Origin of the sequence: Peribacillus frigoritolerans (genome assembly GCF_040250305.1) — a bacterium.
Taxonomy (GTDB): domain Bacteria; phylum Bacillota; class Bacilli; order Bacillales; family DSM-1321; genus Peribacillus.
On sequence record NZ_CP158190.1, the window covers coordinates 4834800 to 4857186 of the forward strand.

Annotated in this window: 22 protein-coding genes and 2 pseudogenes; 12 read left to right on the top strand and 12 right to left on the bottom strand. The window is 38.3% G+C overall.

The features are described 5' to 3' along the window. The first annotated feature begins 101 nt into the window (after positions 1-101). Genes ABOA58_RS23860 through ABOA58_RS23870 form a run of 3 tightly spaced genes read left to right on the top strand, consistent with a single transcriptional unit; the run spans position 102 to position 2381 of the window. A complete protein-coding gene (locus tag ABOA58_RS23860; RefSeq protein ID WP_350300294.1) occupies positions 102-926 on the top strand; it encodes an amino acid ABC transporter substrate-binding protein in 825 nt (274 codons plus the stop codon). Continuing rightward, entirely contained in the window at positions 910-1614 is a 705-nt protein-coding gene (locus tag ABOA58_RS23865; protein WP_350302960.1) for an amino acid ABC transporter permease, read from the top strand. Before ABOA58_RS23860 ends, ABOA58_RS23865 begins: the two co-directional genes overlap by 17 nt. Positions 1615-1643: 29 nt before the next feature. Beyond that, a complete protein-coding gene (locus tag ABOA58_RS23870) occupies positions 1644-2381 on the top strand; it encodes an amino acid ABC transporter ATP-binding protein (RefSeq protein ID WP_350300295.1) in 738 nt (245 codons plus the stop codon). A 73-nt stretch (positions 2382-2454) separates the two neighbouring features. Here the strand turns inward: ABOA58_RS23870 and ABOA58_RS23875 are convergent, their stop codons facing one another. Next, positions 2455-3630 (bottom strand): MFS transporter, encoded by a 1176-nt coding sequence (locus ABOA58_RS23875; RefSeq protein ID WP_350300296.1) that lies wholly within the window; start codon positions 3628-3630, stop codon positions 2455-2457. A 333-nt stretch (positions 3631-3963) separates the two neighbouring features. Between ABOA58_RS23875 and ABOA58_RS23880 the strand changes: the two genes are divergently transcribed. After that, positions 3964-4674 carry a response regulator transcription factor gene (locus tag ABOA58_RS23880; protein WP_350300297.1) on the top strand — a complete coding sequence of 237 codons (711 nt, stop codon included), beginning with the start codon at positions 3964-3966 and terminating at the stop codon, positions 4672-4674. Beyond that, a complete protein-coding gene (locus tag ABOA58_RS23885) occupies positions 4671-6059 on the top strand; it encodes a sensor histidine kinase (protein ID WP_350300298.1) in 1389 nt (462 codons plus the stop codon). The genes ABOA58_RS23880 and ABOA58_RS23885 overlap by 4 nt, the downstream gene beginning before the upstream one ends. 45 nt (positions 6060-6104) lie before the next feature. On the opposite strand, the gene ABOA58_RS23890 is transcribed toward ABOA58_RS23885, so the two are convergent. The 5 genes from ABOA58_RS23890 to ABOA58_RS23910 form a co-directional block, all read right to left on the bottom strand. Next, complete coding sequence (locus ABOA58_RS23890) at positions 6105-6458, bottom strand: YxeA family protein (RefSeq protein ID WP_350300299.1); 354 nt, start codon at positions 6456-6458, stop codon at positions 6105-6107. Positions 6459-6463: 5 nt separating this feature from the next. After that, positions 6464-8383: an ABC transporter permease gene (locus ABOA58_RS23895; protein WP_350300300.1), complete on the bottom strand. Its 1920-nt coding sequence runs from the start codon at positions 8381-8383 to the stop codon at positions 6464-6466. Next, positions 8370-9137, bottom strand: coding sequence for an ABC transporter ATP-binding protein (locus ABOA58_RS23900; RefSeq protein WP_350300301.1), 768 nt, complete (start codon positions 9135-9137; stop codon positions 8370-8372). The genes ABOA58_RS23895 and ABOA58_RS23900 overlap by 14 nt, the downstream gene beginning before the upstream one ends. 159 nt (positions 9138-9296) lie before the next feature. After that, positions 9297-9587, bottom strand: a complete 291-nt coding sequence (locus ABOA58_RS23905) for a DUF3817 domain-containing protein (protein WP_034305497.1) — start codon at positions 9585-9587, stop codon at positions 9297-9299. A 204-nt stretch (positions 9588-9791) separates the two neighbouring features. Then, positions 9792-10856 (bottom strand): C45 family peptidase, encoded by a 1065-nt coding sequence (locus tag ABOA58_RS23910; RefSeq protein WP_350300302.1) that lies wholly within the window; start codon positions 10854-10856, stop codon positions 9792-9794. Between the two features lie 488 nt (positions 10857-11344). Between ABOA58_RS23910 and ABOA58_RS23915 the strand changes: the two are divergent. From ABOA58_RS23915 to ABOA58_RS23925, 3 genes and pseudogenes are all read left to right on the top strand, one after another. Further along, a pseudogene (locus ABOA58_RS23915) lies at positions 11345-11437 on the top strand (SAR2788 family putative toxin); the annotation flags it as partial. A 16-nt stretch (positions 11438-11453) separates the two neighbouring features. Continuing rightward, entirely contained in the window at positions 11454-11975 is a 522-nt protein-coding gene (locus tag ABOA58_RS23920) for a hypothetical protein (RefSeq protein ID WP_350300303.1), read from the top strand. 612 nt (positions 11976-12587) lie between these two features. Beyond that, a pseudogene (locus ABOA58_RS23925) lies at positions 12588-12746 on the top strand (helix-turn-helix domain-containing protein); the annotation flags it as partial. 381 nt (positions 12747-13127) lie between these two features. On the opposite strand, the gene ABOA58_RS23930 reads toward ABOA58_RS23925, so the two are convergent. Both ABOA58_RS23930 and ABOA58_RS23935 read right to left on the bottom strand, forming a co-directional pair. Continuing rightward, the gene (locus ABOA58_RS23930) at positions 13128-14093 is read right to left on the bottom strand and encodes a hypothetical protein (protein WP_350300304.1); all 966 of its coding nucleotides are present in this window, start codon (positions 14091-14093) and stop codon (positions 13128-13130) included. Between the two features lie 70 nt (positions 14094-14163). Beyond that, positions 14164-14616: a XoxI protein gene (locus tag ABOA58_RS23935; protein ID WP_350300305.1), complete on the bottom strand. Its 453-nt coding sequence runs from the start codon at positions 14614-14616 to the stop codon at positions 14164-14166. A 371-nt stretch (positions 14617-14987) separates the two neighbouring features. Between ABOA58_RS23935 and ABOA58_RS23940 the strand changes: the two genes are divergently transcribed. Continuing rightward, positions 14988-16379 carry a hypothetical protein gene (locus ABOA58_RS23940; RefSeq protein WP_350300306.1) on the top strand — a complete coding sequence of 464 codons (1392 nt, stop codon included), beginning with the start codon at positions 14988-14990 and terminating at the stop codon, positions 16377-16379. A gap of 236 nt (positions 16380-16615) precedes the next feature. Here ABOA58_RS23940 and ABOA58_RS23945 read toward each other — a convergent pair whose 3' ends face one another. The 3 genes from ABOA58_RS23945 to ABOA58_RS23955 are packed head-to-tail and all read right to left on the bottom strand — an operon-like array spanning position 16616 to position 18542. Then, positions 16616-17404, bottom strand: a complete 789-nt coding sequence (locus ABOA58_RS23945) for an ABC transporter permease (RefSeq protein WP_350300307.1) — start codon at positions 17402-17404, stop codon at positions 16616-16618. Then, complete coding sequence (locus ABOA58_RS23950; RefSeq protein WP_350300308.1) at positions 17401-18306, bottom strand: ABC transporter ATP-binding protein; 906 nt, start codon at positions 18304-18306, stop codon at positions 17401-17403. Before ABOA58_RS23950 ends, ABOA58_RS23945 begins: the two co-directional genes overlap by 4 nt. Next, positions 18303-18542, bottom strand: a complete 240-nt coding sequence (locus ABOA58_RS23955) for a PLDc N-terminal domain-containing protein (RefSeq protein ID WP_101225520.1) — start codon at positions 18540-18542, stop codon at positions 18303-18305. Before ABOA58_RS23955 ends, ABOA58_RS23950 begins: the two co-directional genes overlap by 4 nt. A 244-nt stretch (positions 18543-18786) precedes the next feature. Between ABOA58_RS23955 and ABOA58_RS23960 the strand changes: the two genes are divergently transcribed. Next, a complete protein-coding gene (locus ABOA58_RS23960; protein ID WP_350300309.1) occupies positions 18787-19332 on the top strand; it encodes a helix-turn-helix domain-containing protein in 546 nt (181 codons plus the stop codon). A 145-nt stretch (positions 19333-19477) separates the two neighbouring features. Here the strand turns inward: ABOA58_RS23960 and ABOA58_RS23965 are convergent, their stop codons facing one another. Beyond that, complete coding sequence (locus tag ABOA58_RS23965) at positions 19478-20038, bottom strand: thioredoxin family protein (RefSeq protein ID WP_350300310.1); 561 nt, start codon at positions 20036-20038, stop codon at positions 19478-19480. Positions 20039-20241: 203 nt separating this feature from the next. On the opposite strand from ABOA58_RS23965, the gene ABOA58_RS23970 reads away from it, so the two are divergent. Together ABOA58_RS23970 and ABOA58_RS23975 are read left to right on the top strand one after the other, a co-directional pair. Next, positions 20242-21102 carry a GRP family sugar transporter gene (locus tag ABOA58_RS23970; protein ID WP_350300311.1) on the top strand — a complete coding sequence of 287 codons (861 nt, stop codon included), beginning with the start codon at positions 20242-20244 and terminating at the stop codon, positions 21100-21102. 18 nt (positions 21103-21120) lie between these two features. Then, positions 21121-21906, top strand: coding sequence for a glucose-1-dehydrogenase (locus ABOA58_RS23975; RefSeq protein ID WP_350302961.1), 786 nt, complete (start codon positions 21121-21123; stop codon positions 21904-21906). Positions 21907-22387: the final 481 nt, after the last annotated feature.

The window sequence follows — 22387 nt, forward strand, 5'->3', positions numbered from 1 at the left end:
TTAACACTAATGATATAAGTTATTTTCATTGACTTTTTTCCTTTTCTTGTATAGTATCACAGAGTATCAATCCCTATCAGATTACTAGGAGGTTTACCCAAATGAAAAAAATGGTTGCACTTTTATCGCTATTGTTAGCTTTCACGGTTGTACTTACCGCTTGTGGTACCGATACAAAAAATGAGGCAAACGATACCGGCAATAAATCTTCTTCACAAGAAAGTCTATATGATAAAGTCAAAAAAGATGGCGTATTAACTGTTGGAACAGAAGGTACATACCCTCCTTTCACATTCCACGATGATTCAGATAAACTAACGGGGTTTGATGTTGAAATTGCTCAAGAAGTGGCAAAACGCCTTGGAGTAAAAGCTGAATTCAAGGAAACACAATGGGACGGCATGTTTGCAGGCTTGGATGCAAAACGTTTTGATATGATCGCAAACCAAGTGGGCATCGATGAAGACCGTCAAAAGAAATATGATTTCTCTGACCCATATATTCAATCAGGAGCGGTATTACTGGTACACAAAGATAATACGGATATTAAATCCTTCGATGATTTAAAAGGCAAGACCTCTGCACAATCATTAACGAGTAACTACAATGATCTAGCCAAATCACATGGTGCTGAAGTTACAGGTATTGAAGGATTTTCTCAATCCGTACAGCTTATTGGTTCTAAACGTGTAGATGCGACGATCAATGACAAATTATCGTACCTTGATTATAAAAAGCAACACCCGGATGCACCTATCAAAGTGGCTGATGAGGAAGAAAGCGGAGTCGCAAGTGGTTTAATGTTCAGAAAAGACAGCGGCAAATTAGTGGAAGAAGTAAACAAAGCACTTAAAGCAATGCAAGACGACGGCACGTACGCGAAAATCTCGGATAAATGGTTTGGTGAAGATGTTTCTCCTAAGTAACATTTTCACCGACCCCGAGCGCATGAACCAGCTTGTTTCCATCGCTCAAACCTCCCTCTATCCTATGATAGAGGGAGCTATTCAATATACGATTCCACTAACATTGATCACATTCGTTCTCGGCCTTATTCTTGCTGTACTCACAGCATTGGCTAGATTATCTTCCATAAGGATTCTTCAAATAATTGCGCGTGTATATGTGTCAATCATCCGCGGGACACCTTTACTTGTGCAATTATTTATCATTTTCTATGGACTTCCAAATTTAGATGTTACCATCAATCCTTTCATATCGGCTATTATAGGATTCTCTTTAAATGTGGGAGCATACGCTTCGGAAATTATCCGGGCAGCCATTTTATCCATACCAAAAGGGCAATGGGAAGCAGGCTATTCAATCGGGATGACATATACCCAAGCTTTAAAGCGCATCATTTTGCCTCAAGCTGCGCGGGTATCCATTCCCCCATTATCCAATACGTTCATTAGCCTTTTAAAAGATACATCGCTTGCCTCACTTATTCTTGTAACGGAATTATTCCGTAAAGCTCAAGAAATCGCTGCAAAAAACTATGAATTTCTACTACTTTACATGGAAGCAGCTGCTTTATATTGGATTTTGTGTACGATTCTATCTTTCATTCAAGGAAGTTTAGAGGACAGACTTAATCGTTATGTAGCAAAATAAGAACCGCAGTAGTTAAAGGAGATTTTAAAATGATCAACATTAAGAATCTTCATAAATCGTTTGGTGACCTTGAAGTATTAAAGGGCATCGATTTGGAAGTGGAGCAAGGTAAAGTCATTGTATTGATCGGTCCTTCGGGTTCAGGTAAAACAACCTTTCTTCGGTGTTTGAATCTCCTTGAGGTGCCAACGGACGGGACGATTGAAATCGATGCAACGGAAATGGACTTCAAAAAACCCGTTAGAAAAAATTCGATTACATCTTTTCGCAGTTTGACAGGGATGGTTTTCCAAAGCTATAACCTCTTCCCCCACAAAACAGCATTGGAAAATGTAATGGAAGGACCCATCATTGTAAAAAACATAGCCAAACAGCAAGCGAAGGAAACGGCTGCTGCCCTGCTTACAAAGGTGGGCTTAGGTGAAAAAATCGATTTTTATCCGTTTCAATTGTCCGGCGGACAGCAACAACGGGTCGGAATTGCAAGGGCACTGGCCATGGAGCCTAAGGTCATGCTATTCGATGAACCCACTTCCGCTTTGGATCCCGAACTAGTTGGAGACGTCCTGCAGGTCATGAAAGACCTGGCGAAAGATGAAGGCATGACAATGATCGTGGTAACCCATGAAATGCGTTTCGCCCGTGAAGTCGCCGATGAAGTCATTTTCATGGATGAAGGAAAAATAATGGAGCGGGGAACACCCGAGCAGATTTTCACCAACCCTAAAGAAGCGCGCACACGAAAATTCCTCAATATGATTCAATAAAAAAACGGTGCTATTCAAGCACCGCTCGCAGCCCCCCATTTTTTAGAAATGGGGGTTTTTGCCCATCATTATATTAATGAGATGCATGGACCTGTTTAGTATGTGTCCGTGCATGGTATAACTGAAAAAGAATCAAAGCAAAAACGGAAAGGATGGCACCCGATATAAATGGTAAATCAATAGAAATCGAAAATAACCAACCGCCGATCGGAGGACCCGCAATCCTGCCGAACGAGTCGAAGGAAGATAGCAGTCCCGTGACACTGCCATGGCCCGTCATGGAACTTTTGGTAAGCAGTGCCGAAATTGCCGGCCGGATGAACCCATTCCCCACTCCGAAAATCGTCAGGAAGACCGCCGATGTCCAGAACCCGGAAGAAAACAGGATGAGAATGAAACCAACTGCCGAGACGATGATTCCCATTCGGATGACCGCGCCTTCCCCATATTTCTTTGTCATCCTACCCACTAATCCACCTTGAACGATCGCACTCCCAAACCCCATGATCATAAAGATATAGCCTAATTGTACAAGACTTATATCAGCCTTTTTGGCTGCAAAATAAGCAAAAGTCGTTTCGAGTCCTGCCATTGAAAGAGTGACGATCAATTGCAGAAAGAACATGGTTTTAAGAGGCCCACTAAAGGCTTTCCACATGGACTCTTTATTTTTTGACTGCTGGGTCCTCTTTTCAACTGTATGTGATTCCTTCAGCATCGCAATCACTAAGAATAAAGTAATCAAAGAGGAAATTCCAGCAATGTAAAAAGGTAAATTCAAACTTGATTTGGAAAATACCCCGCCAATCGCCGGACCAAAGATGAAACCAAGCCCTGTAGCTGCCCCGATGATTCCCATCCCTTTTCCCCGATCTTCCGGCGTCGTGATGTCAGCCACATACGCCATTGCGGTTGGCATGTTTGCCGATGACAAAATCCCGCCAATGATCCTTGCTACAAATAATACCCATAAGGAATCTGCCGAAGCCGTGATAAAAAACGACAGAGCCAAGCCAGCAATCCCGATTATCATGACAGGCTTACGTCCTATCCGGTCTGATATACGTCCCCATATCGGGGCAAAAAATAATTGCATCAGTGAATAAACAGCCATTAAAAGGCCAAGCTCTGTAGGACTGCCACCAACCTTTTCAGCAAGGAATGGAATGACGGGAATGATGATCCCAAATCCGACCATGACTAAAAACATCACTAAAAAAAGTACGGGTAACACCTTTTTTGTTTCCATTATATTTTTCTCCTTTTATTCTTCCACATTCGCTACGTACATTGGATCGAATTCCTAAAATCCCATTACTTAGCATAATCTTCCTAGCAATTCTTTAAACAGTTTATCATACAACCTTTACCAAATCAGTATGAAGCACGATCTTCTTGCCCAAACCACCTTAACTAAATACAGAACAGACAACAGGATTCCTGATCTCAACATTAATTTTTCATGTAATGGCACTTTCGTGAAAATAATGGATGAGTTTGTTAAAAAACTTTCCCTCCCCTTATTTTTTGTTAAGGGGTACTCTATACTGTAGGGTATGATTGAAGTTTAGGAGGTAAAAGAATGTCTAATGATCAGTGGATTTTAATTATTGACGATGAAGAAGATTTGGCACGTCTCATGGAGACGGTTTTACATAAAGAAGGTATCCCGAATATTGTTACGGCGGGGACGATTGCGGATGGGTGGGCAAAGTTTCAAAAGTTCGATCCATCACTAGTCTTGCTAGATATTATGCTGCCAGATGGTGAAGGCTATGATTTATGCAAGCAAATTCGGGAAGTGTCGAATGTGCCCATTTTATTTTTGTCGGCAAAGGATGAGGAAATTGATAAGCTTTTAGGGTTGGCGATTGGCGGGGATGATTATATTACCAAGCCATTCAGTCCGAAGGAAGTTGCATATCGGGTAAAGGCGCAGCTGAGGCGTGCGGGCTTTTCAGAGGAAAAAGCTGCTCCAAAAAAATTTCAAGTTGGTCCTTTTGAGCTTAGTGCAAATGAAAATGAATTGAAAAAGGATGGCAAAACGCTAGAGCTCACAGCTAAAGAAATCGGACTGATGAGCTGTTTTATCCATCACCCAAATCAGATTTTGAGCAAGGAAACTTTATTTGAACATGTGTGGGGCGATGATTACTTTGGCTCTGATAATACAGTGATGGTTCATATTCACCGTTTACGCGAAAAAATCGAGGCAGATCCTTCAAATCCTTCTTTTTTAATAACCGTTAAAGGACTTGGTTATAAATTACAAACAAAGGGTGAAACAAGATGAAGTGGAAATTGACACGGCGCTTTTTAGGATCCGTTGTGACAATTGTTGTAATCGTAGGGATCGTAAATACAATTTTACTTTTATGCTTACTCTTTGTTCATTTCGACACGGAAGAGGAATCTGCGGAAAACTTTAGCCGATCTTTTTCACAATATGTAGAACTGATAGATGACAAACCGATGGTAAATGAAGAAGGGCTGGAAAAACTGCGGAACAATAACGCCTGGATACAATTTTTGAATGATAAGGGTGAACAAGTTGCAGCCTATTACACACCTCAAGAATTGCAAACCGTATATTCTCCTGTTGAAATCGTCCAAATGTATAAGTATAAAGAAATTGATGCAGAGACGACTGTTTTTGTCGGCGAAGCTCATGATTTCAGCTATTTTGTAGGGGTTAAAGATCGAGGAATTGGCCGATATGTAATGTCCTATAATTATGTTCACCTTTTAAAGTACATCAACATCATACTTTTACTGTTTTTAACCGTGGATATTATTATCGCCCTAGTCATTGGACTATTATTTGGTAAAAGATTAACGACACCACTTAACATTTTAATAGAAGGAATACAGCAGCTTCGCGAAAGACGTTTCAAAAAGATGAGTATACCAAAAGGCGTTTATGAGGATGTATTTCACAATATGAATGAACTATCTATAAAGTTGGATCAGTATGAAAAGGAACGTGATCAACTCGACCAAATGCGTGAGGAATGGATTAGCAATGTTTCTCATGACATGAAGACACCACTTGCTTCCATCCATGGGTATACAGAATTGATGAAAGATAATGCCACTGAATTAACACCACAGGAATTGTATGAGTTTACATCCATTATTAATAGACAGTCCGTATATATGAAAGATTTGCTGGATGATCTCAATTTAACGATGCGTTTGCGCAACCAACGACTTCCTTTGCAATTTGAAGATGTTGATATCGTTAAGTTTATAAAAGAAATGACGATCGAGCTTTTAAATGATTCACAATTTGGTGATAAACAGGTTGAATTTGAGGCAAATGTGGATAAAGCAACACATAAAGTGGATAAAAAATTACTGAAACGGGCGATTTTTAACTTTATCTACAATGCGCTCGTACATAATGATGAAAATGTCGTCGTGAAAATACAAATTGATGATATTGGTCCACAATCGGAACTTGATACCAAAATTACCATTGCCGATAATGGCCGCGGTATTCCCGACAAAGACTTGGAACAGGTTTTTGAACGCTACTATCGAGGTACGAATACTGCCAGTACACATGGGACCGGTTTAGGAATGGCCATTGCAAGGGACATTATTCTGGCTCATAAAGGTAAACTTGATTTGACTAGCGTTGAAAATAAGGGAACCACAATTACGATACTTTTATAATTATTTAAAGGGCTGTCCATAATTTACAGACAGCCCTTCTTTCATTTATTTTGTTCGTGCCTTTTTTGGAATATCCTCAAATTTCACTTCATCATATGACGAAACCTCATCACTATTTTTCACGTACATCTTTAAGTAAGCGTCTTTTCGAAGGTTTTTTTGTGCCGTGAATTCAAGGGGTATCGTTTCACCATCTGCATTTTTGGCGTCCAGTTTATAAGAATAGTAAGTCATCACTGAACCATCATCCAGTTTGGTTTCATGTTGTACCCCATCCTCTGTAATTTGCAAATAATAATTATCGGCATTCATGCGGTTAAAGTCTATTTTAGTAAGCGCGAAGACCCCTGCCGCTCCCAGTATAAACAAAATGCCAACTACCATAATAAATTTCTTCATCTCGATCATCCTTCTGTTTTATTATTTTGTGTGATAATACGATTATAGGAAGCTACCGTTAAGATATAATACAGACCGTAAATGACCGTATAAGCGATCATCCAGATCAACACAGGTTTTGCCAGGTCCATCATCAATAAGCCCGAGAAGGCTTTTAAAGCAACCGCACTGTGCAATAACCCCACTGCCAGTGGAACGAAAAAGATTACAAACACTTGTGATGCAATGGATTTCCGCATTTCTTTTGCGTTAACACCCATTTTATGAAGCATATTGTATTGTGATTTATCTTCCTCAGCTTCCGTTAGAACTTTAAAGTAAATGATACTGCCTGTTGCCGCTAAAAAAACAAGACCAAGAAAACTTCCGATAAAGAGCAATGAGCCTACACTTTCAATGCTTGTTTGAAAATCTTGAGGGGCACTGGAAAATAGCGCTTCTTCAGGCAATTGTTTTGCAATTTCCCCCGATAAATCAGTGGAAGCTTGATCAACCCCGATAACACGATAGCTTAGGGCTTCCCCTTCTTTTTGCAATGATTTAAATTGATCATTCGATACAACCACTGCTATGCCTGCTGTTTTCGCATTTAAAACTGTTTGTTTCTTAAAACTTTGGAATGTGATTGCCGTGTTGTTTTCTGTCGTGATGGTTTTGTCCTTATATATAGGTGAGAACCTTTTGTCATATCCAATATCTAAAATGACCGCTTTGTCATTATTCACAAGCAGTGCTTCCTTGCCTTGAACTTCTGCTAATTTGTTATATGTTTTTTCGTCGATAACCGTGTAAATCCTTTTATCAGAGCTATCGAATGCTGATCCCTTGCTAAGTTCTTTCGTATTAAATGTGACAGATAGTGCTTCAATATTTTCATCATACTTTGTATCTGACAATACAGCGCTCACTTGTTGATCGCTTTTTGCATCCGTAAGCTGATACATGAAGGTGTTAGGATCAACGGTCATAACTTGGTCATTTGCATTGTAATAAAGACCATAAACCGCACCGCCGGCCGTTACAGTTGTAGCACTTAACACCGCAATTACGGTCAATGTACGTGCATTACCCCGAATGCGATACAGCAGTTGCGAGATCGTCATTATATGAAGGCCTTTCCATAGCCATTTTTCATTTTTCTTAATCACGGCTAACACAAAGCCTGTCACGCTATGAAACAAGAGAAACGTACCGACAATAACTGTTGTCAATATAATGAGTGCTGTCATTAAAAACCCGACCTTTTCCCACACTTTAGAAGTAAAAAGATCTTGCATCGCCAACCAATAACCCATGACAATCAGGAAAATTCCTATAATGGCTACAATCATTGATGGCTTCGGGGCTGCTTCCCCTTTTTTCGATGCATGGAAGAGATCAATTAGTTTAAATTGATAAATTAAACGATAGCCCTGGAAAGATGTCACCAAGAAAATAATCAGAAATACGATAGAGGTGTTCAATGCTGCAGATCCCGAAAAAGTAAATGGTGCGATGACATCATAGCCCATTAAATAGATCAAAACCGTCATGAACCCTTTTGAACAAAGAAATCCAAGTAAAATTCCCACAACCAATGAAACCAAACCTAGCAATAGGTTTTCAAAGAAGAGCATAAAACCAATCTGACGATTACGTACGCCAAGCAATGCATATAATGCAACTTCTTTTTTACGTTTTTTCATGAAGAATGAATTTGAATAGGCAATGAAAATGGCAACGAAGAAAATCAGGATGACGGCCGCACCACTCATTAATGAACCTAATTTTTGTGATGAAGCCGTTTGTTCTGCAACTGTGTCGCTATATTTTAATGTTACAAATGTAAAATAGATGATAATGCTAAATACCATGGATGCGATATATAAAAAATATTGGGAGAGGTTTCGAGCAATATTCTTTCTCGCCAGACTAAATAACGTCATCTACCTCACCTCCAATTGTTGCAAGGACATCCATAATTTCTTGGAAGAAAGCTTTACGTGATTGGCCACGACGATAAATTTCTGTTGAAAGCGTCCCATCCTTGATGAAAATGATCCGCCGGCAGAAGCTTGCGGCATATGCATCATGTGTCACCAACATGATGGTGGAATTATTATTTTCATTCAGTTCACTTAAGCTTTCCAGCAGACCTGTTGCTGATTTTGAATCAAGTGCACCTGTTGGCTCATCTGCCAGGATCAATTGTGGCTCCGTCACAAGCGCTCTGGCTGCAGCTGTTCTTTGCTTTTGCCCACCGGAGATTTGGTATGGATATTTAGCTAATAAACCTTCAATCCCGAATACTTTAGCAATACGATTCACCAAGGCAGTAATTTCTTTCGCTGGAACTTTCGCAATCGCCAGTGGTAATAATATATTTTCCTTCACAGTCAATGAGTCTAGCAAATTGTAATCCTGGAAGATGAAACCAAGATTATCACGTCTGAAATCCGTTAAGTCAGCCCCTTTCATATCGTGAATGCTCGTATCATTCATATAAATTTCCCCTTCAGTCGGCGAGTCAATGGTTGCTAACAAATTGAGCAACGTCGATTTCCCCGCTCCAGAAGGTCCCATGATCCCTACAAACTCCCCTGCATGTATGTCAAAAGATATATTTTCCAGCGCTGTGTAGGCAGCGCTTGATTTACCATATGTTTTTTTTATATTTTTCACTTTTAATAATGGTTCCATTTGTTTCACCTCTTCAGTATTGTTGATACTTATACTTTACATGCCCATTCTTACAGCATCTTTGTGCCAACCTTACAGCAAGCTTAAATCCATAAAAAAAACGCCTGCCATTTAAATAGCAAGACGTTATTTTATGGGATTTTTTTAAAGTAAAAGTATTTAACTTTGCTTCAGAAGCCTGCGATCGATTACAAAATTACCAAATGGAATGAATGAAACGATGAAAATCATCGCCATTTTTAAAAAGGACCATTTTGATATGATGCTTACATAAAGTAATAAAAGCCCAAATACGACAAATAAGAAACCATGGATGCTGCCTAAAATGAGTGTTGCTTCCCCAATATCCAATATGTACTTAATGGGCATACCAATGGCAAGCAATAAAACATATGAGATTCCCTCAATTATTGTAATAAACCGAAACCAACCAATAGCTGTCGAAAACATTCGCTCATCCCCTTATTCATTGTACAAGTACGGCACACAAATCCAGCTTCTTGTCCTAATCCAAAATCTGTTACTTCATCATATTATATTACTGTGACATCCACTAATAAATAGTACCAGGTTTGCCTAAAAATAGAACAACAAAAGCCCAATCCAAGGATTGGGCCAGTTAACAACACAAGGTTCAAATTTACTTAAAGACGTTCAATTTCGAAACCAATTCGCTCCCTCATCCATATGCACGAAGGGAATATCCGTATCAATTACACCTTTGATTCGTTTTAACTCAACATCTTCCCCTTCGAGCCATTTTGCAAAATCTATTGAAGTCGGCTCCTGGTTCCCTCCCAAGGCAATCCAAGCTCTCATCTTCTTAGGTAAATAAGCGGATGTATGAATCGTTCCCGCCCAGCTGCTATATAAATCCGAGAAGACACCTTGGTTGGTATCATTAAACAACCTATAAGCATCGTAGGCAGATGAAAGTTTCCCTTCGTGATCTTGGATGATCTCTAATCGGCGTTTTGAATCGATAAGATGGTTACGGTTTTCATTTTTCATGATTTCAAAGTGATTTGTACAGGCATTTGACGTGCGCACCTCTACATTTCTCGGGGAGGTTTCCACAATATAGGTACTTCCGCTTTTATCATAAACGACGTAAGTGAAAGAATGACGATGCGGGATTTCCTTCAACATCGCGACCGCTTCTTGAACGTTTGCACAAGATTCAACAATCAGTCTGCCAATCATGCAGCATATGAAACCATCACCAGGATTCTTGCGATTCATGAAGTTATAGCCTATCACCAAACCTTTTTCATTCATTCCATCCATCCGACCAGTCCCTCGCTGACTCGGGCCGATGCTTGAATACCCTTGATCGGTTGGCTGGAATAGGACATAGCGTCCTTCATAGGTCTTTGGGTGGTAATCATAATTGCGAATGAGATAATCATCGCCTGTCATGATCGAACAGCCCGACCGAACATAATCCAATCGGTATCCACCAAACTCTTGCAGTACGCGGTCAATTGGCCATTTCAGCGCTTCTTGCAACCCCAGTAATTCTTCCCAAACTCCAGGGGCGAATTGTGTAATTGCTTTCTTGACCTCTTCTTCTTCAACCGTAAACCGAGGCTGCCTGATCTTCCACTGATCTTCACGATTTTTTACCGTTAGTGAATCTTTTAATTCCTCCCCTTGCATGTATCCAAACTCATAATGTGTACCCCGAAATTGTATGACATCACTATATATTTGCTTCACGGCTTATCCCTCATTTACAGTAGTTGCTATTCAAGTTAAGAATACTTGAAGTATTGTTGAAAATAAAGAAGATAAGCCTTGAATCATGCCATTAGTTCAAATATCAAGGAAATATTTCTATCTTACTATTGATGGAGACACGAATAAAGGCAGTGTAACGGATAAAAAGCATCTTCATAAATTAGGAAAATAAGCGGTTTTTTCGTGCTATATTAGTTATAATTTAAATTTTTGAATTAAAGGAGGGTCTTACTTTGAAGGTACTCATTGGAACAATACTTTTATCAATTAGCCTTTTATTTTGGTCTTTTTCTAATTTTGGCAATTACTATCCAACAAGAGAATTTATACTTGTACATATAATAATTAGTATCGTTGCCATTTTTATATTACTGTCATCATTAATACAATATATTAAAAATCCAAATGAAAAAATTTGACGTCAGTTCCCCAGCTAGTCAAAATAAATGTATTTTTTGAGAGTCTGTCCTAAAAGAGACAAAGGCAAATCTTCTGCAGAAGGTTATTATCAACACTTCCACTTTTATAATCGTACTGGTGGCCATTCATTTTATTATTAAAAGGATGATATAACTTATGGATGTAAAAAGTGAAGAACTATACAAGAAATATCTTAACCGTTCGATACCAAATAAATTTTTATTATCTGATGTAGAAGATGTTCTAATAAATGAATATCTTTCTAAATCACTAGATAAAAAAGAGATGGCTTTTCTAGTTGATCCAAAAGAATTGGATTTTTATAATAAGTGTTACATCATTGATAATGTTGAAATTCTACACAACTTATTTACAGATCAAGAAAAAAGTGATTTTCTAAGTTTAAATGAATTAAACAAACAATATACACTTGATCCTTCTGAAACTACAAAAGCAGAAATCGAATATACTCTTATTCAAGAAGGAGAATATTTGGTGATATTTTTAGGAGTTGACAGTGATGGTTACATTAAAGATTTCAAAACAATTGGGAATAGCGAGAGATTATTTCATAGATTAGTCGTCTTAATGGGAATCGAAAAAGAAGATTGCAACCTGGAAAATAGAGATTTTCATGATTATTTAGAAGCCCTTTCAAATTTAGGCTACTTAGATTAATTGTGGCCACTACCGCAAAAAGCAAATGAAAATACAACAATTCCGCTTTTACTAACGATAGATAGCTCCTAAATATTGATTTAAACAAAAAATAGTAAGTCTTTCTAAAGTAAATCCTACACTTTTTAGACTATATTAATAAAAAGTCGATTCCTTAATGTTTAGGGTCGACTTTTTTTATGCCGAAGTAATTAAATGGGTGTATTATAGGAGTGATTTTATAATAGTATCTTTCTCATAATGCAGTCCACTTAGGTCACTCGCTTTAAATCAATCATAATTAGATCTATCTTGTCCAACTTCGTTCTATGCAGATTCTATTGCATCATTTTTCTATTTCGGCTAAGTTGGTTACCATACACAATAAACCAAATGAAAAAATACTCTGACCAAGTATTCTCTTCTAAAACCCGATATTTACATCATAAGTGAAAATTAGATAAGCCTTTAAATTCATGAAACAACTCACCACCTCGTACCTCCCTCATAATCTGTAACTAGGCATATTTATGAGGGGGACGGATCATGGAGATAGAATTAACGGCACTCCATTGCTTGGTGTGGCAATGGAGATGAACCTTTTTGGTCTCGGAATAGCATTATCAGGGTAAACAAGAAATTGAAATAGGCACCAAAGCTTTCAAGGAATTTGCTATGAAGGTTAAGAGTGGAGTTAAGATGCATAAGCGGCAGTTTGCTTATTTTAATGGGATTGTTAACAAGCTTTTGAATGACCTTTACTTTGATGCTGAAGTTTATACACAACTTTAATCGAACATAAGAGGCAGGATAGTTGAGGAAGAATTCACTTTAATAAGACGAACTTTTACTATATTTAAGGAGTCCTGCTTACGGAAGACTTATTCCGAAGATAGAAAAGACCTGCTTCTTGTTATAATAGGGTATTCTCCTTTTGATTTTTGACTCGTCTTACAATGCCGTATAAGTAAGGAACAAAAAAGGCCTGGTAATCCAGACCTCTTGTCGTAACCTATTTCGGGAAAGTGATTCCACTAATAAAACCAACTACCTTTTAGATTTATCTTTTATAGTTTTTGCTATTGCTAAAAAAACTATAAATCCGATAATACCCACGAAACCTAATATATTAATTATAGTAGACAATCCGATTCTTCCTTTCCGTTAATAATCTTATTCTTTATTTTGAATAACAACTCTAAAGGAACCAAAAGTTTGTTGACTCTCGTAATTATCAACTGATACTTCATAAGGAAACGGGAAAGCGATGAGTTGGAAATTATTTTCTCTTTCAACGTCGGGAAGATTAAAATCAAAAAGATGTCTAGTTTCTGGTGGAACAGTGGTATATAAGACTTCTGTGTTATCTATGACCGGAACTTGTTCCCAATCTTTTAAAGCTATGATTGCATATCTGATCTCTTCATTCGTCTCATTTCCGGCAGAGAGCTTAAGCTTCTTGCCTTCTTTTTCAGTCATAATTGATTGCAACTTTTCCTGGCTATTTGTGATTGATATATTTTCATTTAATCCATCCTTCGCAACAGCATCAGGTTTTACTTCCTTTACTTTATTAACATCTTTCCCGCTGTCAGCTTTGTTGATGGAATACCGCATACTTAAAACTTGTTCTAAAATCCCTGCCCTATTTAGGTCGAGCTCCTTTAATTTATACTCTGGCTTTTGAACGATTACAAAAGTCAATTCACTGGAATCGGAACGAATGGGAACAGAAACTTTGAAGTTTATGGAGCTGTTAGGTTTCGCATCAAAGAAAAATTTATTTACTTCCTGCTCCTTATTTTCAGCTTTGAAATTTACTTGTTTATAATCTTCAAAAATAAGTAAAGCATACTTTCTGTCCTCATCAATGTCATTGTCTACTGAGGCAACAACTGTCACTTCATTGTTTTTACTATTAAGTGCACTTCCTTCATCGATAAGTTTACCATTCAAATCTATCAAACCATACCCAACCGAACCATACTCAGCCGCATTCGTTTCTTTGCTTTCTTTTTCAATATCATCATTATTAGACGTGCTTAATCTTAATTCTTTAGGTGGAGATGAAGCATAAAACCAGTAAAAAACCCCAAGCAATATCAAAACAGATAACGCAGCTATGTAGTATTTTTTCATAAAACCAATCTTCTCCTAATTAAAAGAGATATGCAATGAGCATATCTCTTCATTATTTTTCTACTACCAATTACCAATAGGCCTTTGTTTGACCATTAACAGTTTTATACCCTTTAAGTTTAAAAGTATGAGTCCCAATAGCAAAATCATTCCTGAAGTATATTGAATCGTTCAATGTTTTAACTCCAATATAGTCCGTCTTTGTAGAACTTGCCGATTTAGTTTTGATTAAAGAACCATCACCATTAAAGGTTTTAGCTCGTGCGTAAATATAGTCCTGTATCTTATCAGAAGATGATTTAGCGACTGCATAATTAGTCGATAAAATTGGGTTGTATGTACTTAAACTCATACGAACTTTATTCTTTGCTAGGATGGTACTACCTGTACCATCTGGTTCTTGAGTAAATGATGTTTCTTTTGAATTTACCAGACCTTCAGTTTCAGCTGCACTTGCCCCCGTAGCAGAACCTAGTATTGATAAACCTAATGCTGTTATATATAATGACCTTTTCAACTTCAATATAATAACCTCCCCTTCGTTTAGTATTTAACTATAAAAGTAAATATAAGTAAATATTACCAAATTATATAATGAAATATGTCTGCAGCTGATTTTGTCTTAACAAATTCCCAACTGGATAAATATGAGAAACCATCCTACAATTGATAAGACGTTTAAATTAGCTAAATTATTAGGTGTGAAGGTCGATGATAAGGATGAGGATGAGGATGAGGAATGAAAAAATACCCTGACCAAGTTACCTCACCTTAAATTGGTTATTCACATCATAAGTTGAAACTAAGATAAGCCTTTAAAATTTATGAAATAACTCACCACCCCGTACCTCTCTCATAATCTGTAACTAGGCATATTTATGAGGGGGACGGATCATGGAGATGGAATTAACGGCACTCCATTGGATTTATGTTGTATTCATTGCATTGATAATCGGGTTTATGGTAAAACGTCGTGATACTACCCTCATCTGCATAATTGGTATTTTCCTTTTGGCTTTAGTGGCTACAGGCAGTTTAGCATCTTCGATAAGCGGGATATTCAACAGCTTCATTTTCGCAATCACGGAATTAATGTCCACGATTTTAATCATTTCAATCATCGTTGCCATGAGCTCGGTATTAACGAAGTCGGGCATTAATGATGTCATGATTGCACCATTTGCGAAATTCATTAAAAATCCTACACTTGCCTTTTGGGTAATCGGAATCGTCATGATGATGATATCCTGGTTTTTCTGGCCATCACCTGCCGTTGCCTTATTGGGTGCCGTTCTGCTCCCCGTTGCTTTACGGGCAGGTTTACCAGCCCTCGGCGTGGCAATGGCGATGAACCTTTTTGGTCACGGAATAGCATTATCAGGGGATTTCATCATTCAGGCTGCCCCTAAACTAACGGGTGATGCGGCTTCCATACCAGTCGGTGATGTCATCGCTGCGAGCATCCCCCTTGTCATTACAATGGGGGTCGTCACCACCATCTCCGCCTTTATCCTTTTAAAGCGGGATATGAAGCTGGGAAAAATCAAGGCGGCGGATACTGAGGGGATCAGCCAAGATCAGACAATCAGTGAAAATCTGCTCACTCTGGGACAAAAGAAGTTTTTTGCAATTTTCATTCCGATCGCCTTTCTGTTGGATGTTGTGGCATTGTCGATTTTGAAGTTGCAAGGTGGAGATGCAACGGCATTGGTTGGGGGTACTGCTGTTTTCATATTGCTGATTTTATCCCTTGTCGCACATAAACAACAAGGACTTGAAAAATCAACGGCCTATTTGATTCAAGGTTTTCAATTTGGCTTCAAAGTATTCGGACCCGTCATTCCAATCGCCGCATTCTTCTATTTAGGTGATTCTGGATTCAATCAGATCATCGGTGACTACTTACCGAAAACATCCCTCGGCATCGTCAATGACCTCGGTGCCGCCTTAGCGGCCTCCGTTCCTTTAACGAAAGAAATAGCCGCCGTCACATTAACGGGCATCGGTGCCATCACTGGCTTGGATGGATCGGGCTTCTCAGGCATTTCTTTAGCGGGATCTGTCGCCAAACTTTTTGGCACGGCAATCGGAGGCGGAACCGCAACCTTGACCGCACTCGGGCAGATAACCGCGATTTGGGTTGGCGGAGGTACCCTGATACCATGGGCACTGATCCCTGCAGCTGCCATATGTAACGTCAGTCCCTTTGAACTTGCCCGTCGGAACCTGCTGCCGGTAACCATTGGTTTGGCAGTCACTACAATAGTCGCGATGTTTCTCATATAATTGATCTGCATCAATGTTGTGGACTCTAAAACACGGAACGGCATTTCGATTTCCATTCCCATATTTAAAAAGGACTGAGTAAAAAAATCAGTCCTTTATCATTTTAATCATCGATATAACTGTATTCGTCGATATATTCTTATTTTCGGAGATATAACTGTAGATTTCGTCGATATATTTTTATTTTCGAAGATATAACTGTAGATTTCGTCGATTTATTTTTCTTCATACCTAACCTATTCGTTATTGAATTTCTTTTTTGAAATCCATATGATCGTTACCAATATCGCTACTGCAGTCAACTCAAGTGCCGCTAATGCACCCCAAATCGCTTGTGAATTGACTGTGCCTAAAATCAGTACTTCCATGGCATGTTTACTCATGCTTGCTGGATTCACATTGTCTATTACGGGACTTAATCCAACTATGATTCTACAGCCGAGGAGAAATACTATCGAAATTAATGCAATAATACCCTGACTATTAAAAATGGTACTGATCATCGTGGTGAATGAAACGATAAATAGGATCCACAGCAGATAGAACAGCAAAGCCACTATTAAATCCGCAAAATCAACACTCGTAAACAAAAAAACTGCATACAGGTATGAAACCAAATATCCCAATGCCACACTGCAGGCAACAAACAGATAATTGGAAATGATTTTCCCGCTTATATAAGATCCAACCGTCACGGGCCTTGTAAGAATGAAAGCCAGCATACCATTTGCTTTATCGGATTGTACGACTCCCATCATGGAAACGATGATGATCATGACCCCTAGCTGATCAAATTGAGACCCTAAAGTACTGGCCAGAACTTCGCCGCCTTTTTGGGCAGCCATGCTTGGATCAATGGTGATCCCTTGGCTCCCGCCCAGTGCCTCTAAAATTGAAGGTAAATAATAACTTACGACTGGTTGAGTTATTCCTAAAAATATAAATACAAGCGGCAGCCAAATCACTTTAAATTCACGTACCATCTGAACAAATTCCTTTTTAGCTAAAACGGCAAAATTATTCATGTTTCCACCACCAATTTCAAGAATATCTCTTCCAATGTATCGTTATCTATTTCGAACCTTATAAGATCAACATTATGCTCCAGAGCATTTGCAAGTAACATATTCTTGTTTGAATCAATATTTTCCACTTCTATCTTCAATTTATTTCCCATTACCTCTACACCTTTGACAAAGTTCAAGCTTTTAACATGTTCAATCCATTTTTGACTTCTAGAGGTTATGGCGACATTGATTTTATTTCCGCTATTCCTGGTTAATAATTCAGACATTGTAGTGTCCTCAATTTTTTCACCACTTTTTATAATGACAAACCTCTCACATATCTCTTCTGCATCGCTTAATATATGCGTCGATAATAAAATGGTCGTATCTTTCTTTATCTCTTTTATGATATTTAACACTTCTCTCCGGCCGATCGGATCTAATGCCGAAACCGGTTCATCCATGACAATCAAAGCTGGTTTATGTAACAGTGCCTGTGCAATTCCAAGCCTTTGTTTCATTCCGCCTGAAAAAGTCCGCACCTTTGAATTCTCTTCCCCTCTCAACCCTACCTTCGACAATATCTCTGGAATGCCGCTTAATAATTCTTCCTTTTTGATACCCGAGAGCTGCCCCATGAATGTAAGGGTTTCTTTGGCAGTCATCCATTGAAAGAAGTTAGGGTATTGTGGTAAGTAGCCTATTTCCTTTTTCATTTTTGAAATTTTCTTACCGTCAAGCAATACTTCTCCCATAGTTGGATCAATAATATCTGCAATGACTTTTATTAGTGTCGACTTACCAGCCCCATTGGGCCCTATCAATCCAACACATTCCCCAGATTGCAATTCCATTGAAAAATTATTGACCGCTGTTTTTTCTTTGAATTTTTTTGTGACATTATTAATCTGTAATTTCATATTCTGTCACTGTCCTTTCTACCAATAACGAAGTATAGAATTGGACCGATAGTATTTGCAAAAATAATGATGAGTGTCCACAATAAAACATTTTTCCGTGTCTTTCGATTTCTGTATAAATCAATTAATGCAATAAGGATTAAAATCATCCCAATAGCAATTACCGGTAAAATAATCGGCAGAATAGGCATGAAATCAATATCTTTCAATTCGTTCCATCCATAATGCAATTTCATATATACCACTCCTTAATAACAAATTTTATTATCATTATCAGTAATGATAACATTTAAACTGGGATTTTTCACCTACTTTTTTCACCTACTTTTTTCTTGATAAAATATTGTTTGAGGTTTTATTGTTATTTATAATGATAATATTATCATTATAAATAACAATAAAAATATAGTCGCTTTATAGCATGAAGACATTAATTATTTACAATTGAAATTATTCAATTTCCAATGTGAGGAGAATAAGATGATTAATAAAGCCGAAATTTTAATGCATCCTGTAAGAATGAAAATTACCCAAGCTTTAATGAGAAACAGGGAAAATGGTTTAACACCATTAGAAATGTTAAAAATCATTAAAGATGTACCCCAAGCAACATTATATAGACATATACAGGTTCTATTTGATTCAGGGGTCATCCGCATTGTAAAAGAAAAAAAAGTGAGATCCGTTTCCGAAAAATACTATGTTTTAAATGAAGAAGAAGCGCGACTTAGCGGGGAAGAATGGAAAAAATATTCTAATGAGAAAAAGGTGAACTACTTTTCTTATTATCAATTATCCCTTATGACTCAATATCAAAACTATCTTACTAAATTAGAAGAAAGAGATTGCACTGAAGATGGTTCAACCTTTTCCCTTTTAGAACTAAAGCTTGATGATGAAAGCTTTATTAACTTTCAAAATGAATTGAACGATTTAATGGTAAAATACTACAACGCTACGAATCAGAGTGCTAAACAAGATTCACCTATTCGAACAATCGGCGTTACAATCATTCCTGAATCATAAGTAAATGAAAAGGCTGTTCTCAAACCTTGGACTAAAAGAACCATGAATACTATAGATTCACCAACCAAAATGGTTGCAGTCTCCGTTTTGAAACAGCCCTTCATTATGGAAGAAACCCCAAGGTTAAAAAGGGATATCCCTGCTGTCAGCAGCTTCCCAATGCTTCCTTGATACTGGTGTATACTTCATCCCATAGTTGTTTTTCTTCAGCAAAAGCCGCAGTTATCTTTTTGATGACTGCTTTTTGCGCTACCTCGAAACGTTCATCATCCTTGGCTGGCAGGTCTGACCTTAACTCCATTACATACTCTTGTACCTTTGGTGCACGTGGTCCCCAAACAGCTTTTTCTTCACTATTCTTATCAATGAATATAAAAATGGGAATTGAACGCGCTGTTCCATTCGTTAAGTATTGATCCATCAGTTCAAGATTTTGATCTCGTAAAACAATGCGAGTTTCAATATTTGCCGCTTCAGCTATATTCAGCAGGATTGGAATGTTCATCATTGCGTCTCCGCACCAGTCTTCAGTAATGACAATGGCTCGAAGTTCCTTCGTCTTTAATTCATCGAAAAAACCTTGATCCTCTGCAGAAACGGAAAAATCCTCCTGAATCGATTGTAAGTTTTCTTTATGAACCTTCATCGAAGATACAAATTCTTTAGCGGGAATCCCCTTTTCAAACCATTCATTCAGTGTCGTCATACTATTTCTCCTAACTGTTTTTAAGTTAAAAGTACCATAAACCTCTTATTTTTTCATTGTTTCCACCCTGAAAAATAAAATTCCAAATTGGTAAATTAAAACCATGTTTTCTTTCCCGTGTAAAGGGAAAACTCTAAATACATTCAATAGCTTACTAACTAACTATTTTATATTCATTAAAACATTGTTTTCTAGTTTAGGAGATGAATTTTGTGGAAGGTTTTCTCTTTGCGCTACTCCCTGCATTGACATGGGGCAGCTTAGTGCTTGTTTCCGAAAAACTCGGAGGCAACTCTTATAATCAAACACTTGGCATTACAATCGGTTCATTACTGTTTGCCATCATGATGTCTTTCATCAATCCGCCGGAATGGAGCAGTACAGTGTGGATTGTCGGTATCATTTCCGGGATAGGCTGGGCATTCGGGCAGTTATTTCAATTCAACAGCGTCAAGGAAATCGGGGTATCGAAAACCGTTCCAATCTCAACAGGGCTGCAAATTCTAGGAAATACATTTTTTGCAGTTATCATTTTCAGGGAATGGAATGACAGGATGACAATCATCATCGGCATAGTTGCAATAATCTGTTTGGTTACAGGTGTCTTGCTGACGAGCTACGGCGATGGTGATAACAAAAAAGCAGGAAGCATGAAAAAAGGGGTTTTATATCTTGCCATTTCAACGGTAGGTTATGTTACATATGTCATTGTCGTCAGATGGAATGAAGTTGACGGATGGTCGGCGATCCTGCCGCAAGCAATTGGCATGTTCCTGGCTGCCCTGCTCCTATCCATCAAACATAAACCGTTTAATAAATATGCTAGGCGCAATATTCTAACCGGAATGATGTGGGCAGTCGGTAATATCGGCCTCCTGCTCGCTAATCCAAAAGTGGGTGTTGCCATCGCATTCTCATTTTCCCAAATGGGGATCGTCATTTCCACTTTAGGCGGCATCTTTCTTTTAGGGGAGAAAAAATCCAAAAAGCAAATGGTCTTCGTCATCACCGGGTGTGTACTCGTAATTGCTGGCGGAATCATGATCGGCTTTACAAAAGAATAGTCAAAGGAGCGATAAATGATGTATGACGATTTAGAGAAAAAAGTGGTAGTGATCACTGGGGCGGCAAAAGGGTTAGGAAAAGCCATGGCCGAAAGGTTCGGTAAAGAAAAAGCACATGTCGTATTAAATTATCACACTGAAAATGGCGAACATAAGGAAATCATCAAAACGATTGAAGCGGCAGGCGGGAAAGCCGCAGCCATGCAAGGCGACGTTTCAAAGGAGGCGGATGTGAAGAAATTGCTTTCATTCGCTGTGGACACCTTTGGCACAATCGATATCATGATCAACAATGCTGGTATTGAAAATGAAGTGCCCAGCGAAAAATTGACTCTTGAAGATTGGCAGAAAGTCATCGATGTAAATCTAACCGGGATGTTCCTGGCAAGCAGGGAAGCAATCAGTTATATGCTCGATCATGGCATTAAGGGGAATATCATTAACATGTCTTCCGTTCATGACCGGATCCCTTGGCCTCATTTTGTCCACTATGCAGCAAGTAAGGGCGGAGTGAAGATGATGACAGAAACCCTTGCACTTGAATATGCTCCTAAAGGGATTCGCATTAATAATATTTCACCCGGTGCGATCGACACACCCATCAATGCCGAAAAATTCAATGACCCAAAAGCTAAACAAGATGTCATCGACCTGATACCGATGGGATATATCGGAAAACCGGAACAAATTGCGGCTTGTGCCGCTTGGTTAGCTTCCGCCGAATCGAGCTATGTAACGGGAATGACCTTATATGCTGATGGCGGAATGACCAAATATCCAGGATTCCAGGCAGGAAAAGGCTGAACTTAACTAATGAGAAGAACCATTTCAATGACTAAAACGAATAAAACCAATAAGAAAACCATGGTGAAATGACGTGTTTGACCCAATAAAGGAAAAGGTTCTTACAACCAGAAAAAAGAGCAATCCTATAAAGGATGCTCTTTTTTACATTTACAGCTTGCAGCGCTTGGAAGATATTTGTTGAAAAATTAAACTTCTCAGATTGGTCTTCATCAAATCGTAATCGTTAAATGGGGGTAACCTTTGGTGAACCAATATTAGCAAACCTTCGATCTGTTCCTCTTAAGAAAACTTTGTTACAAATTCAGCAGAACCGTATCATTTCTGAAAACCAACTGATCACTTTTGGAATTTATCAAGTTGAAACATAGTTTATTATGAATTCACAAGATATTTAGTTAGGCGGTAATGATAATGGCAAAAAAATCAAAAAGGTATAAGATGTTCGTAAACCCTGCATTAATTATTCTTTTGAGTATTT